Source organism: Streptomyces sp. NBC_00239, from assembly GCF_036194065.1.
In the GTDB taxonomy this organism is placed as follows: domain Bacteria; phylum Actinomycetota; class Actinomycetes; order Streptomycetales; family Streptomycetaceae; genus Streptomyces.
This window is the reverse complement of record NZ_CP108097.1, coordinates 179,708-193,703: the sequence shown is the minus strand read 5'-3', so window position 1 is coordinate 193,703 and position 13,996 is coordinate 179,708. Positions and strand designations below refer to the sequence as shown.

Annotated in this window: 11 protein-coding genes and 1 pseudogene; 9 read left to right on the top strand and 3 right to left on the bottom strand. The window is 74.1% G+C overall.

Annotated elements, in window-relative coordinates; translation table 11 throughout:
- Window positions 1-3: 3 nt before the first annotated feature.
- From OG764_RS40145 to OG764_RS40135, 3 genes are all read right to left on the bottom strand, one after another.
- Entirely contained in the window at window positions 4-1,269 is a 1,266-nt protein-coding gene (locus OG764_RS40145) for an ATP-grasp domain-containing protein (protein WP_328973782.1), read from the bottom strand.
- On the bottom strand, window positions 1,263-2,516 hold the full coding sequence (locus OG764_RS40140) for an ATP-grasp domain-containing protein (RefSeq protein WP_328973781.1): 1,254 nt from the start codon (window positions 2,514-2,516) through the stop codon (window positions 1,263-1,265). The genes OG764_RS40145 and OG764_RS40140 overlap by 7 nt, the downstream gene beginning before the upstream one ends.
- 108 nt (window positions 2,517-2,624) lie before the next feature.
- Entirely contained in the window at window positions 2,625-3,893 is a 1,269-nt protein-coding gene (locus OG764_RS40135) for an MFS transporter (protein WP_328973780.1), read from the bottom strand.
- 219 nt (window positions 3,894-4,112) lie between these two features.
- Between OG764_RS40135 and OG764_RS40130 the strand changes: the two are divergent.
- The 9 genes and pseudogenes from OG764_RS40130 (at window position 4,113) to OG764_RS40090 (ending at window position 13,924) form a co-directional block, all read left to right on the top strand.
- Window positions 4,113-4,974: pseudogene (locus OG764_RS40130) on the top strand (TauD/TfdA dioxygenase family protein).
- Window positions 4,971-5,810, top strand: a complete 840-nt coding sequence (locus tag OG764_RS40125) for an HpcH/HpaI aldolase family protein (RefSeq protein WP_328973779.1) — start codon at window positions 4,971-4,973, stop codon at window positions 5,808-5,810. Before OG764_RS40130 ends, OG764_RS40125 begins: the two are co-directional and overlap by 4 nt.
- A gap of 107 nt (window positions 5,811-5,917) precedes the next feature.
- On the top strand, window positions 5,918-6,874 hold the full coding sequence (locus OG764_RS40120; RefSeq protein WP_328973778.1) for a PLP-dependent cysteine synthase family protein: 957 nt from the start codon (window positions 5,918-5,920) through the stop codon (window positions 6,872-6,874).
- 37 nt (window positions 6,875-6,911) lie between these two features.
- A complete protein-coding gene (asnB, locus tag OG764_RS40115; RefSeq protein ID WP_328973777.1) occupies window positions 6,912-8,720 on the top strand; it encodes an asparagine synthase (glutamine-hydrolyzing) in 1,809 nt (602 codons plus the stop codon).
- A complete protein-coding gene (locus OG764_RS40110) occupies window positions 8,717-9,772 on the top strand; it encodes a PrpF domain-containing protein (RefSeq protein ID WP_328973776.1) in 1,056 nt (351 codons plus the stop codon). The genes asnB and OG764_RS40110 overlap by 4 nt, the downstream gene beginning before the upstream one ends.
- A complete protein-coding gene (locus OG764_RS40105) occupies window positions 9,745-10,914 on the top strand; it encodes an acyl-CoA dehydrogenase family protein (protein ID WP_328973775.1) in 1,170 nt (389 codons plus the stop codon). The genes OG764_RS40110 and OG764_RS40105 overlap by 28 nt, the downstream gene beginning before the upstream one ends.
- On the top strand, window positions 10,902-12,329 hold the full coding sequence (locus OG764_RS40100) for a dihydroorotase (RefSeq protein WP_328973774.1): 1,428 nt from the start codon (window positions 10,902-10,904) through the stop codon (window positions 12,327-12,329). Before OG764_RS40105 ends, OG764_RS40100 begins: the two co-directional genes overlap by 13 nt.
- Entirely contained in the window at window positions 12,322-13,533 is a 1,212-nt protein-coding gene (locus tag OG764_RS40095) for an FAD-dependent oxidoreductase (protein WP_328973773.1), read from the top strand. Before OG764_RS40100 ends, OG764_RS40095 begins: the two co-directional genes overlap by 8 nt.
- Window positions 13,511-13,924 (top strand): hypothetical protein, encoded by a 414-nt coding sequence (locus tag OG764_RS40090; protein WP_328973772.1) that lies wholly within the window; start codon window positions 13,511-13,513, stop codon window positions 13,922-13,924. The genes OG764_RS40095 and OG764_RS40090 overlap by 23 nt, the downstream gene beginning before the upstream one ends.
- Window positions 13,925-13,996: the final 72 nt, after the last annotated feature.

Below are 13,996 nucleotides of genomic sequence, written 5' to 3'. Positions count from 1 at the left end.
TGCTCACCCTTTTCGTCCCGAGGCGCCGGCCGGCTCCACGTCGACGCGGATGGTCCGCGATGTCAGCTCCTCGCACAGCCGGACCGCGGCGTCGGTGTCCTCGGCGCGCACCGCGACGAAGCCGATCCGGTCCCAGTTGTCGCGCAGCGGCCGTACGGTGTCCCCGGCCTTCACGGACACCGACACGTTCACCACGTCGGGGCGGGCCGCGACCTGCTCGACGCCCGCGACGGCCGTCACGGTGCCCGGGTCGCGCAGCACGAACCGGGTGCAGGCGCCGCCCAGCGGCGCGGGTTCCGCGGTCAGTTCGTCGACCGTGCCCAGCGGCCAGCCGGCCGCGTACGTGTACAGGTTGATGCCGTACGCCGCCTCGACCAGCTCGGGGATCTGTCCGCCGCCGAGCCGGTTGTGGGACTCGATGACCACCGGGCCGTCGGCGCCGAGCCGGATCTCGGTGTGGCCGGGGCCGTCGGTGACCCCCATGACGGTGAGGAACTCGGTGACGGCGGTCGTCAGGACGGCGCGCCGGTCCGGGTCGAGGCGGGCCGGCACGGCGTGGCCGAGCTCCGCGAAGTGCGTGTCGTCGGTGAGCTTCTCGGTGACGGCGACGACGACGTGCCGGCCGTGGAAGCTGAGCGTCTCGACGCTGAACTCCGGCCCGGCCACGTACGACTCCATCAGGAAGCCGGTGACCTTGAACAAGGTCGAGCCGCGGTCGGTGCGCTGCCCGTGCAGCTGCCCGATCCGCTCCCACACCCGGTCCAGGTCGTCCGGTCCGGCGGCCCGGATCAGCCCGAACCCGGCCGTGGTGTCGGTCGGTTTGACGATGAACGGGAAGCCGGCGCGCGCGCCGAAGGCGTCCAGCGACTCCCGGTCGGTGACCGGGGCGAAGTCGACTCCGGCGGCGCCGTGCGCGGCCAGGTGGGCGCGCATCAGGTGCTTGTCGCGCATCCGGCGGCTCACCTCGCCGCGCCGGCCGTCGCTCCAGCCGAACAGGTCGGCGAGGCGGGCCGCGTTGGTCAGCCCGCCCTCGGTGAGGGACAGGACCTTCTCGCAGCCGTGCACGGCGCGGGCCGCCTCGGCGTACGGCAGGACCGTGTCCCAGTCGGTGTAGTCGACCATCAGGAGCACGTCGGCGGTGCGCGTCTGGTACGCGCTGATCTTGTCCGGGTGCTGGAGCAGCACGACGTACACGCCCTGCTTCTTCACGTGGTCGAGATGCGAGTCGGTGCCGCCGATCAGCAGTACGGCGGGGGCGTTGCTCAGCACAGCGCTCCGGCTCCTTCCATGAGGTGGGTGGGTGTGGACACGACGGGCCGCAGGGTGTCGAGCACGGCGCTCAGCCGTACGGCGGCCTCGGCGGGGGTGGGCGCGTCGACGACGGCGTAGCCGTGCCGGGTCGAGGAGTCGGTGATCGGCTTGATCTCGGCGCCCGGCGCGAACGGGAAGTGCAGGGCGTGCACGTGGGGTGCGGCGGTGACCTCGGCGGCCGGGGCGGCGGACTCCAGGCGGCCGGGCGGCAGCCGGAAGAACTCGATGGCCGCGTACCGGTGTGCGGAGGGCGGGACGACCGGCTCGCCGGCCAGCGCCCGGAAGATCCACGACTCGATGTCGAAGCCGGTGGCGGTCTCGATCAGCAGCGGGATCCGGTCGCCGCCGAGCCGGGCCTGCGACTCCACGATCCGCGGGCCGCGGCGGGTGAGGATGACCTCCGTGTGGGCCGGCCCGAAGACGTACCCGGCCAGCTCCAGCAGGTCCGTGACCAGGCGTTCGATCGCCGTCCGGTCGGCGGCGGGCAGCGGGGCCGGGAAGACGTGCCCGGTCTCCACGAACCCGGGTGCGCCCGAGGTCTGCTTGGCGGTGATGCCCACGACCCGGTGCACGCCGCCCGCGGAGAGGGTCTCGACGCTGAACTCCGGCCCTTCGAGGTAGTCCTCGACGAGGTACGGTCCGGCCAGCGAGCCGGTACGGACCCGCTGCGCCCACGCGTCGACGTCCTCGGGACATCGGATCAGGGCCACGCCGCGGCTGCCCGCCAGCGTCGCCGGCTTCACGATCACCGGCAGTACGGCGTCCCGCAGGATCTCGCGGACCTCGCCGACGGTCGCCGCCCGGCGGGCCTCGACCGGAGAGAGCCCGGCCGCGTTGAGCATCCGGCGCATCGCCGCCTTGTCGTTGAGGCTGCGCACCGCCTCGGCCGGGTTGGGCGCCAGACCCAGCGCCTCGGCCTCGGCCGCCACCGGCGGCATGCTGGCCTCGCTGCCCAGGTGGATCACCAGGTCGATGGAGTGGGCCCGGGCGGTCTCGGCGATCAGCGCGCGCAGCGCGGTCTCGTCGCTGAAGTCGGAGAGCAGCAGCTGCTCGCTGTGCCGCTCGACCTCGTCCAGGTACGGCGGTTCCTGGAGCGCCGGGTCCCAGATGGACCAGACGCGGAAGCCGGCCGCGACGGCCTTGCGGACCAGCTGGTGGTAGGGCATCACCATCAGCAGCCGCTGCGGAGCCCGCGGATGTGTCATGTCGAGTCCGTCCGTTCTCTCGAAGGGCGCCGGGGGTTGCGGGTCGGAACTGCGGGTCGGGCGGCCGCCGGGCGGGGGGCCGGGCCGGGGCCGGGTGCGGGCTGCGGCTCAGGCGGCGACCGCCGCGGTGGAGCTCTCGGCCTCGGCCTGCCGTTCGGCGCGGACCCGCAGCAGGGAGCGGTACATGAAGATGGCGCCCAGGCCCCAGACGGCGTAGAGCACGGCCATGCCGGCGGGCGGCAGGTAGGCGCCGACGACCACCGAGACGGAGCCGACGACCAGGCCGATGCGGGCGTTGAGCCCGTACGCGGCCATGTACTTGGTGCGCGCGGCCGGGGGGACGAGGTCGGCGAGGATCGCCTGCTTGATGGGGACGTTGGCCAGTTCGCCGATGGTGAGCACCACGGCGGCGGCGATCAGCGGCCAGGCGGAGTTGCTGACCGCCCAGACCATGTAGCCGGCGGTGAAGGCGCCGATGCCCGCGTACAGGCGGGTGCGGTCGGAGAGTTTGCCGAAGAGCCGGCCGGCGAAGAGGGCCAGGCCGACGACCAGGGCGGTGTTGACGGCGCGCAGCACGCCGAGCATCTCCACGCCGTCCACGCGCGCCCAGTCGCCGAGCCCGGCGAGGGTCTGCTCGGGGAACTCGTCGGCGAGCCGGACGGCGATGTAGTAGCCGATCTGCACCTCGATGGCGCGGGTGAGCACGGCGACGCTCAGCAGCCGCAGGAAGATCAGGTCCTTGGCGACGGCGAGATATCCGCGCAGCATGGCGGGAATTCCGGTGGCGGATTCCCTGGAGCCTTCGGGGGCGGTTTCGGACACCCAGCGCCAGAAAACGAAGGTGGTGGCCGCACTGAGTACGGCCGCGCCGGTGAGGAGCGCGAAGAAGTGCTCGCCGTAGAGGAAACCGCCGGCGAGTGCGCCGAAGGTGAAGGCGAGGTTGATCGACCAGTAGTTGATCGTGTAGACGAGTGGCCGGTTCTCCGTCGTGGAGACGTCGACCATCATCGCGTCGGCTGCCGGTGTGGCGACGTTCGCCAGGCAGGTGTTCAGCAGGAACAGCGCGAACGTCACCGGGCCCGACTCCCACCACGGCGAATTGGCCACGGCGAGCAGCACGAAGGTGACGGTGGCGCCGAGCTCGCCGATGACGAGCAGCGGCCGGCGGCCGTACACGTCGGCGAGGTGCCCGCCGAGGAAATTGCTGGCGATGGCCGCGAAGGCCACCACCACGGTGAGGACGCCCGCTGTCGCCGCTCCGTACAGCTTCGCCAGGTGGACGACGAGCAGCGGAACCAGCATGACGGCGAGCAGGCGCTGCACGAAGCCCACACCGATGCGGAGCCTGATATTCGGGTGCAGTTCCCGGAACTTCATCGTCCCTCCTGCCTGCAGTGGAGTTCACCGACTGTGGGCTCGCCGGGACCGACGTACAACCCCCCTGTTCAGCTCGCCGCGACTTGAACAAATCAACGCCGACTTGTTCAAGTAGGCGTTCAGATGAAGTTGCCAAAGTTGAGTGGAGCGTGGTGTGCTCGGCGCCATTACCGCTATCGAATTCAACAAGTTGGGTCGCTCGGAAGGAAATTTGGGCGCATGGCTGATTTTGGCATCCGCAAGCTCGGCGGAAAGATCGGCGCGGAAATAACGGGAATTGATCTCGGCTCGCGAATATCCGACTCGGACTTCGAGCAGATTCACGAGGCGTTTCTCACGCACAAGGTGATTTTCTTCCGGGACCAGGTCATCACCGACGAGGACCAGCTGGCCTTCGCGGGCCGCTTCGGCCCCCTCACGCAGCCGCACCCCATGATGCGGACCCTCGACGGCACCCCGCAGGTCATCCCCGTCGACGGCGAGGACCAGCGGGCCAACCACTGGCACACCGACATCAGCTTCACCCTCACCCCCTCGCTGGGCACCACCCTGCGCAGCGTGGTCCTGCCGCCCTACGGCGGGGACACCCTCGTCGCCAACGCGGCCGCCGGCTACGCGGACCTCCCCCCCCGAGCTGCGCGAGATCGCCGACCGGCTGTGGGCCGTGCACACCAACCACGCCGAGCAGCCGCGGCTGGGCACCGAGCGCGGCGACCGGGTCCGCAAGGACTTCCTCGCCAAGCGGTACGAGGCCGTCCACCCGGTGGTGCGCGTGCACCCCGAGACCGGCGAGCCGAGCCTGTTCCTCGGCGGCTTCGCCCAGCGGCTGGCCGGCCTCACCCTGCGCGAGTCCCGCCCGCTGCTGGACGTCCTGCAGTCGTACGTGCGGCGCCCCGAGAACTCCGTCCGGTGGACCTGGCGCCCCGGCGACGTCCTGATCTTCGACAACCGCTCCACCCAGCACTACGGCGTCGACGACTACGGCGACCACAAGCGGGTCCTGCACCGCGTCTCGATCACCGGCGACGTCCCGGTCGGCCTCGACGGCCGCACCAGCCACGAAGCGGAGGGGGACGAATGAGCCGCCCCGCAGACCCCGGCCGTCCCGCCGGCACCGGCCGCCCCGCCCCCGGCGCCGACCTCGACCCCGCCAGATTCGTCACCCGGCTGCGCGCCGGCGAGCCCCTCGTCGGCTACTGGATCGCCTGTGACAACCCCGTCGGCACCGAGCGCATCGCCGGTCTCGGCTACGACTACATCGGCGTCGACGGCCAGCACGGCGTCCTGCACCAGCCCGGCTGGCAGGCCGCGATGCTCGCCGTCGACGCCCGCCACCGCTCCGCCGGCGTCATCCGGGTCCCCTCCGTCGACCCCGTCGCCATCGGCATCGCCCTGGACACCGGCGCCCGCGCCGTGATCGTGCCCATGGTCGACACCCCCGAGCAGGCCGCCACCGCCGTCCGCGCCTGCCGGCACTGGCCGCACGGCACCCGCAGCCTGGGCGGCCCGGTACGCGCCGAACTGCGCCTGGGCTCCGTACCCGCCGAACTCGACGCCGCCGTCGCCTGCATCGTCATGATCGAGACCGCCGACGCCCTGGCCAACCTCGACGCGATCTGCGCGACCCCCGGCCTCGACGCCGTCTACGTGGGCCCCGCAGACCTCGGCAACGCGCTCGGCGCCCGCTACTTCGGGGACCCCGCCGTCGCCGGCGACCTCGCCAAGGCCCTGCGGACCATCACCGAGACCGCCCGCCGGGCCGGCATCGCCTGCGGCATCCACTGCCTGAACGGCGCCGACGCCGCCCGCCGGCTGGACGAGGGCTTCACCTTCGTCACCGTCTCCAGCGACATCACGCACCTCCAGGAAGCCGCCGCCGCCCACCTGGCGGCCGCACACGACCGGGCCGCGGCCTGACACCGCACACGAGACGACGCACGAAGAGCGAAGAGCCACGCACGACGTACGACGCACGACGTACGACGCACGAAGCCCAAGCGAAGCCGAAGACAGGGAGGAAGAAGATGACCGTCACCGCGTCGCACCACCCGGTGGCCGCCCACCGCGTCGCCCGGTCCCTGGACGAACTGGTCGGGAACACCCCGCTGCTACAGGTCGCCCTGCCCGGACTGCCGGACCACACCCGGCTCCTGGCCAAGCTCGAACTGTTCAACCCCCTGTCCAGCGTGAAGGACCGCCCCGCGCTGTACATGCTGCGCCAGGCCGAGGAGTCGGGCCTGCTGCCCGCCACCGGCGGCACCGTCATCGAGTGCTCCTCCGGCAGCACCGGCATCTCGCTCGCCGCGATGTGCGCCGTCCGCGGCCACCGCTGCATCATCGTGATGCCCGACAACGCCACCGAGGAACGCCGGCTGATCCTGAACGAGCTGGGCGCCGAGGTCATCCTCGTCGACCACCGCGACGGACTGCCGGCCGCCTGGACGTTCGCCGAGAACCTCCAGCGCACCCTGCCCGGCTCCTACCTCGCCCACCAGGACGAGAACCCCGCCAACACCCGCGCCCACTACGAGACCACCGGACCCGAACTGTGGCAGGCCACCGGCGGCGACATCGACGTCCTGGTCTGCGGGGTCGGCACCGGCGGCACCCTGACGGGCACGGCCCGCTACCTCAAGGAACGCCGGGACGTGCACGTCGTCGCCGTCGAACCGGAGCGCTCGGCCGTCCTGTCCGGCGGCGAGGCCGGCCCGCACGGCATCCCCGGCATCGGCGCCGGCTACGTCTCCGCGATCACCGACCTCGCCCTCATCGACGAGATCGTCCCGGTGCCCGACGCCGCCGCGGCCGCCACCGCCCGCGAGGTCACCCGCGCCAGCGGCCTCCTCGTGGGCGTCTCCTCGGGCGCCGCCGCCTGGGCCGCCCGGCACGTCGCAGGCCGCTTCCACCGGGCCGGCGCCACCGTCGTCACCGTGTTCCCCGACACCGGGGAGCGCTACCTGTCCACCGGTCGAGCGGCCTGACCCGCCCCGCGCCCCGGGCAGAGAGAGACAGGTTGGCATGTGCCGCATCCACGGATACTTCAACACCACGGCGACCGCGCGGGACATGCGCACCGTCGCCCACCTCCAGCGCCACGGCGGCCCGGACGGCACCGGGCAGCTGACGGCCCCCCGCTGGGGCCTGGGCAACAACCGGCTCGCCCTCGTCGACCTCGACGGCGGGGCCCAGCCCTACACCGGCCGCGAGGGCCGCATCCAGGTCGTCTTCAACGGCGAGATCTACAACCACAACGAGCTGCGCCGCCGGCTGGAGAAGAAGGGCCACACCTTCCCCGACCGCTGCGACGGCGGCATCCTGCCCGCCCTGTACGAGGAGTACGGCGAGGCGTTCACCGAGCAGCTCGACGGCATGTACGCCGTCGCCGTACTCGACCTGCGCACCACGCCCACCCTCCTCCTGGCCACCGACCACATCGGCATGAAGCCGCTGTACTACCGGTGGGACCCGGCGGCCCGCTCCCTGCACTTCGCCTCCGAGATCCCCGCGCTCCTCGGCTTCGGCGGCTCCGCCCGCCCCGACCCGCGCGGACTCGACGCCTACCTCGCCACCCGCACCCCCTTCGGCAGCGACACCATGGTCGACGGCGTCAGCGTGCTGCCCCCGGCCACCACCCTCACCTGCGTCCTGGGCGGCGTACCCCGCACCACCGTCCGCACCCCCGCCGACCCGGCCGCCCGCACCCTGCTGAGCCCCGCGCTGGAGGACCACGCCCTCGACGTCCGCGGCACCCTGCGCCACGAGACCGCCCGGCTGCTCCAGGCCGACGTGCCGGTGGCCGTCATCACCTCCGGCGGCCTCGACTCCAGCCTCGTCACCGCGCTGGCCTGCGAACACGGCCCGCTGCACTCCTTCAACATCGCCTACAAGGGCCGCTGGCCCTTCGACGAGCGCCACTACGCCCGCGAGGTCGCCCAGCACGCCGGCACCGTCCACCACCAGGTCGAACTCGACCCCGCCGGCTTCCCGCAGCTCATCGAGGAGACCGTCCGCCACCTCGGGCAGCCCAACGCCGACCCCATCACCCTCAGCAGCCACGCCCTGTTCGCCGCCGTCCACCAGGCCGGCTTCAAGGCCGTACTGACCGGCGACGCCGCCGACGAGGTCTTCGGCGGATACGAGCGGATGCGCGCCGCCGCGGTGGCCGCCGCCTCCGGCCGCGCCTGGTCCGGCGCCTACCTCGACCACCTCGCCGTCCTGCCGGCCCGGCTGCGCCACACCCTCTACACCGCCGAGTACCGGGCCTTCGTCCAGGACACCCCGCCGATCCCGCCCGCCGCCCTGGAGGCCCTGCTGCGCGGCGAGACCACCGTCCAGCGCCGGATCACCGACTTCGAACTCGGCCTGCGGCTGCCCGCCTACCACCTGCGCCGCGTCGACCACCTGAGCATGGCCCACTCCGTCGAGGCCCGGCTGCCGTTCTGCCAGCCGTCCGTCGTCGCCCTGGGCCGCCGGCTCCCCGACCGGCTGCGCATCCACCGCGGCCAGGTCAAACGGACCCTGTACGCGGCCGCCGCCGGACTGCTGCCCGCCAGCGTCCTGGAGCGCCCCAAGCAGCCCTTCACCCTGCCCGTCACCGCCATGCTGACGCCCGGCAGCGCCCTGTGGGAGTACGCCCGCGACAGCCTGCACCCCCGGCTCCTCGCCGCCGGCGGCCAACTCGCCCCCGACGCGGTCGAGGACCTCTTCGCCCGGCAGGCCGCCACCCCCGACGACACCACCGCCCTCACCCTGTGGGCCCTGCTCGTCCACGAGGTGTGGCGGGCCGCGCTGCCCGCCGCCCGCCGCCCCGCGGAGGCCGCCGCATGATCGGACACCTCGCCCACGCGGCAGGCAGCCCCTGCCCCACCGTCGTCCTCGACAGCAGACAGGCCCCCCGCGAGGAGGGCGCGCTCGTCGAGCACCTGACCGCGGTACGCGGCCACCTCAGCGCCGCCGGCGGCGGCCACGTCCTGAAGATGGCGCTCGTGCGCCCCGCCGAACACCCCATGTTCGACCTCGACTACCGCTTCGCGCAGGCGCTGCCCGCCGGCCCCGACCGCTTCGACCTGCGCGGCTCCTGCGGCCACTCGATCCTCGCCGCGGTCGTCTCCGCCGCCCGCTGCGGGATGCTGCCGCCGCTCGTCCGGGGCGCCCGGATCCGGGTGCACGTCCTCAACACCGCGGACAGCGTCGTCTGCGACGTCGAGGAGGCCGGCGCGGACGGCGCCCGGTTCACCGTCAGCTTCGTCCAGCCCCGCGCGGTGCCCTTCGCGGAGCTGCTGCCCGACGAGACGCCCCGTACGGTCCTGGAGGCCGGCGGCGTCCGGCACGAGGTGTCGCTGGTGTCCGCGGGCAACCCGTACGTCTTCGTCGACGCGCGCACCCTCGGCATCGCGGACCAGCGCGAGCTGTTCGCCGCCGGACCCGAACTCTTCGACCGGCTCGTGGGGATCCGGCTCGCGGCCGCCGAACGGCTGGGCCTGCCCCCGACCGGCGCCTTCCCGAAGGTCGCCGCCCTGCTGCCCGGCGAGGACGGCGGCATCGCCGCCCGCGCCGTGTCGGTGCCCGCCTGGCACCCCACCCTCGCCCTCACCGGGGCCATCTGCCTGGGCGCCGCCGCCGGCATCCCCGGCACCCTCGCCCAGGACATCGCGAAAGAGGGCGGGCACACCCCCGGCGCCCCCCTCGCCCTCACCACGCCCGGCGGCCGCACCGCGGTCACCGCAGTGGCCGGCGAGAGCGCCCACGGCCCGGCCCTCGCCTGGGCCACCGTCGCCCACAAGCAGGTCAGCTTCCAGGGCTCCATCACGCTCGCACCGCTGGACCAGCGGCAACCCAAGGAGGTCGACTCATGCCGGGCACTGTCAACGGCGGCCTGAGCCCGCACATCGCGCCCGCGTTCCGCGCCCGGCTCCGGGAGTCGGCGGCGGCGAGCGCCCGCTCCGGCCGGCCGGACGCCGAAGTGCTCGCCATGCTGCGGGAGTCGGGCCTGCTCGGCACCGCGGTGCCCCGGGAGTACGGCGGCGGGGGCGGCGACGCGGCCCGCGTCAACCAGGTCGTCGAGGGCCTCGCGGCCGTCAACCCGTCCGTCGCGATCATCGCGTTCCAGCACTTCGCCGTCACCGCCCGGATCACCGAGTGGGGCACCGCGCACCAGAAGGACCTGCTGCTGCCCGGCCTCGCCGACGGCAGCCGGCTGGCCGCCTCCGCCTGGAGCGAGACCGGCGCGGGCGCCGCCAAACGCAACCTCTCCAGCACCGGCGTCCGGCGCGACGACGGCTCCTGGGTCCTGCACGGCACCAAGGCGTTCACCACCGGCGCCGGCGTCGCCGACCTCTACCTCGTGCTCGTCACCACCGGCCCGCCGCCGCCCCCGCCCGCCGACCCGGCCCCGCAGCCGGACGCGGACCCGCAGGCACCGGAGCCCGCGTACGGCGCCGCCGGCCAGACGTTCTTCCTGATCGGCGCCGACAACCCGGGGATCGCCCCGCAGCCCGGCCCCGAACTCCTCGGCATGCGCGGCTCGGCCACCGGCCTCGTACGGCTGCGGGACTGCGTGGTCCCCGACAGCGGCCGGCTCGGACCGCAGGGCGTCGCCGCCGAGATCATCGCCGGGGTCCGGCAGTCCGGGGCCACCCTGGGCGCCGTGTCCGTCGGCATCGCGCAGGCCGCCCTCGACCTCGCCGTCTGCCACGCCAACCGGCACGGCCTGCTGGCCGACCCGACCGTCACCCACCGGCTGACCGACCTCGCCACCCGCGTCGAGTCCGCCCGCGCGCTCGTCGACCGGGCGGGCGCCCGCACCGCGCCCGACCCCGGCCTCACCACGCTCTACAGCAAGCTCTTCGCGTCCACGACGGCAGAGGACGTCTGCCTCGACATCGCCCGCATGACGGGCTCCACCGGATACCTGGCGGACGACACCCTGGCCCGGCTGCTCGCCGACGCCCGCGGGGTCGCCCTGATGGGTCCGGCCAACAACCTGTGCCGAGAACTGGCGGTGGCCTCATGGCAGCACTGAACCCGGCGCCCGCGCCCCTGCCCGAGCTCGTCGTCACCGCACGACGGCTCGTCACCCCCGACGGGGTGCGGCCCGGCAGCGTCCACATCCGCGCCGGCCGGATCACCGCCGTGGAGCACGGCACCGACGCCGCCGCCACCGCCGCCGTGCCGGCGTCCGTGCCCCGGCTGGACGCCGGCGACCACTACGTCCTGCCCGGGCTCATCGACTCGCACGTGCACTTCCGCACCCCGGGCCTGACCCACAAGGAGGACTGGGAGCACGGCAGCCGGGCGGCCGTCGCCGGCGGCTTCACCACCGTCATCGACATGCCCAACACCCTCCCGCCCACCCTCAGCCACGAGGCCGTCCTCGCCAAGGCCGACGAGATCGCCGGCCGCTCCCTCGTCGACCACCGCTTCCACATCGGCCTCGACCCGGACCGCCCCGAACTCCTCGCCGAACTCGACCCGGCCGTCGCCACCAGCGCCAAGATCTTCATGTGCGGCCACCACACCGCGCCGACCGTCGTACGCGACTTCGCCACCCTGGAGAAGGCCTTCGCGGCCGCCGCCGAGGGCGGGGTCCAGCTCGTCCTGCACGCCGAGGACGACGAACTGTTCTCCCTCCTCGACGGCTGGTGGGGCGCCCCCGGCAGCTACCGCGAGTACGAGGCCCGCCGGCCCCGCAGCGCCGGCATCGTCGCCGTCGCCAAGGTCCTCGAACTCGTCCGCCGGCACGGCACCAAGGCCCACATCCTGCACCTGTCCAGCGCCGAGGAGGCCGACCTGGTGTGCGCCGCCCGCGCCGCCGGGCTGCCCGTGTCCTTCGAGGTCACCGGCCACCACCTGTCGTTCACCGACGAGGACACCGCCCGCCTGGGCGCCCGCACCCGGCTCTCCCCGTCCATCCGCTCCCGCACCGACCAGGAACGCCTGTGGGACGCCGTGCGCGAGGCCCAGTCGGCCACCATCGGCAGCGACCACGCCCCGCACACCATCGAGGAGAAGACCCGCTCCGTACAGGACTCCCCGCCCGGACTGCCCGGCGTGCAGGAGCTGGCCGTCGGGGTCTGGACCGGACTGTGCCGCCGCCGGCGGCCCGAGGACAACTCGGACCGGGCCGCCGAACTCCTCGCCCGCTGCCTGGGATCCGGCCCCGCCGACCTGTTCGGGCTGCCCGGCAAGGGCCGCATCGCCCCCGGCGCCGACGCCGACCTGGCCTTCCTGGACCCCCACGCCACCTGGATGCTCTCCGCGGCCGACGTCCGCTCCAAGTGCGGCTGGTCCGCGTACGAGGGCTGGACCTTCACCGGGCGCATCGCGCGCACCATCCGGGCCGGGCGGACCGTGTGGGACGCGCAGACCGGCGAGTACGGGGCGTACGACGGGCGCTTCCTCGGCGGGCCCGCCACAGGGGGCGAGCGCGATGCCTGAGCCCGTGCACGCGGTCGTCGCGGGCGGCGGCATCGGCGGGCTGGCCGCCGCCGTGGCCCTGGCCCGCGCCGGAGCCCGCGTCACCGTCCTCGAGCGCAGCCGCCGCACCGGCGACGGCGGCGGCGGACTGGTCCTCTACCCCAACGGCGTCCGCGCCCTCGACGCACTGGGCGCCGAACTCGGCGCCCGGGTCCGCGCCGAAGGCCACGTCACCGCCCCCGACGAGGTCCGCGCCGTCACCGACGCGCACGGCCGGATCCTCGCCGAGGAACCCATCGGCGCCCACGGACTGCGCCTGGGCACCCCGCAGGTCCCGGTGCTGCGCTCGGTGCTCCAGCGCGCCCTGCACGAAGCGGCCGTCGCCGCCGGCGCGACCGTCCGCCACGGCGCCGCGGTCACCGGCGGCGCCACCCGCGGCGACGCCGCCCGCGCCCTGCTCGCCGACGGCGGCCACCTCGACGGCGACCTGCTGGTCGCCGCCGACGGCATCCACTCGGCGCTGCGGCAGCACCTGCTGGCCGACGGCCCCCCGCGGTACGCCGGCTACACCTCGGTGCGCGGCCGCGCCACCGGCGTGCGCATGCCGCTGCCCGCCCGCGTCGTCAACGGCCGCGGCGTCCAGCTCTTCATCTCCCCGGCCGCCCCCGGCACCCTCTACTGGACCGCCAAGATCACCGCACCGCCCGGCGCATGGCCCGCCAAGGGACCGGCCGATGCCCTGCGCGACCTGCGGGCGGCCACCGCCGACTGGGACCCGCCGGTGGTGCGCCTGCTGCACGCCACCGCCGCCGCGGACACCGTCGTCACCGACATCCACGACCGCGACCCCGCGCCGCGCTGGACCGACGGCCGCCTCGCCCTGCTCGGCGACGCCGCCCACCCGATGGTCCCGGCGCTGGGCCAGGGCGCCAACATGGCGCTCGAAGACGCCGTGGTGCTGGCCCGCGCGGTCGCCGCGCACCCCGGCGACGTGCCCCGCGCGCTGGCCGCGTACGAGCGCGAGCGGCTCCCCCGCACCTCCGCCGTCGTGCTCCGCTCCCGCGCCCAGGGCGCCGTCGACCAGGGCGACGGCGCCGCCGCCGAACTCCACCGCAACCGCCTCGTGCGCGAACAGGGCCGCAAGGACACCCGCACCGAGGACATCCACGCCTGGCACCCCGACCACCGAAGGGAAGAGACCGTTGACCACGCAGCACGCACCTGAGCAGCACACCCCCGCCGCCCGCCGCCCGCAGCACGCCCCGCACCCCCAGCACGCCGAAGACGTACCGCTCGTCCCGCAGGTCGCACGGGCGTGCACGCCCGGACCGATCTGGCGCGACTCCAACGTCCGTACCGGACCCTCCCTCGACAGCCCGATCGTGCAGCTGCTGCTCCCCGAGGACTGGGTGTCCTACGACGCCGACGGCTGGTCCGAGGGCGACACGGTCGTCGAGGGCGAACACCCCTGCGGCGAGATCACCAGCTCGCTCTGGTTCCGGCTGGCCGGCGGCGGCTGGACCAGCGCCGTCAACTTCGAACCCTCGGCCGTCGAGGCGATCGTCCCCGGCGGCTCGCACCAGGCCGCCCCGGTGACCTCGGGCAGGGCCGCGTAGCCGGCGAACTCCCGGAACCACCCCAGCAGATCCGCCGGCACCTGACGGTGATTCATATCCGGTTTCCCTCCC

What these genes read in the sequence shown, in the direction of transcription:
- OG764_RS40100 (WP_328973774.1), top strand. Translation starts at nt 10,902, where the DNA reads ATGGCAGCACTGAACCCGGCGCCCGCGCCCCTGCCCGAGCTCGTCGTC.
- OG764_RS40120 (WP_328973778.1), top strand. Translation starts at nt 5,918, where the DNA reads ATGACCGTCACCGCGTCGCACCACCCGGTGGCCGCCCACCGCGTCGCC.
- OG764_RS40105 (WP_328973775.1), top strand. Translation starts at nt 9,745, where the DNA reads ATGCCGGGCACTGTCAACGGCGGCCTGAGCCCGCACATCGCGCCCGCG.
- OG764_RS40110 (WP_328973776.1), top strand. Translation starts at nt 8,717, where the DNA reads ATGATCGGACACCTCGCCCACGCGGCAGGCAGCCCCTGCCCCACCGTC.
- OG764_RS40125 (WP_328973779.1), top strand. Translation starts at nt 4,971, where the DNA reads ATGAGCCGCCCCGCAGACCCCGGCCGTCCCGCCGGCACCGGCCGCCCC.
- OG764_RS40140 (WP_328973781.1), bottom strand. Translation starts at nt 2,516, where the DNA reads ATGACACATCCGCGGGCTCCGCAGCGGCTGCTGATGGTGATGCCCTAC.
- OG764_RS40135 (WP_328973780.1), bottom strand. Translation starts at nt 3,893, where the DNA reads ATGAAGTTCCGGGAACTGCACCCGAATATCAGGCTCCGCATCGGTGTG.
- asnB (WP_328973777.1), top strand. Translation starts at nt 6,912, where the DNA reads ATGTGCCGCATCCACGGATACTTCAACACCACGGCGACCGCGCGGGAC.
- OG764_RS40095 (WP_328973773.1), top strand. Translation starts at nt 12,322, where the DNA reads ATGCCTGAGCCCGTGCACGCGGTCGTCGCGGGCGGCGGCATCGGCGGG.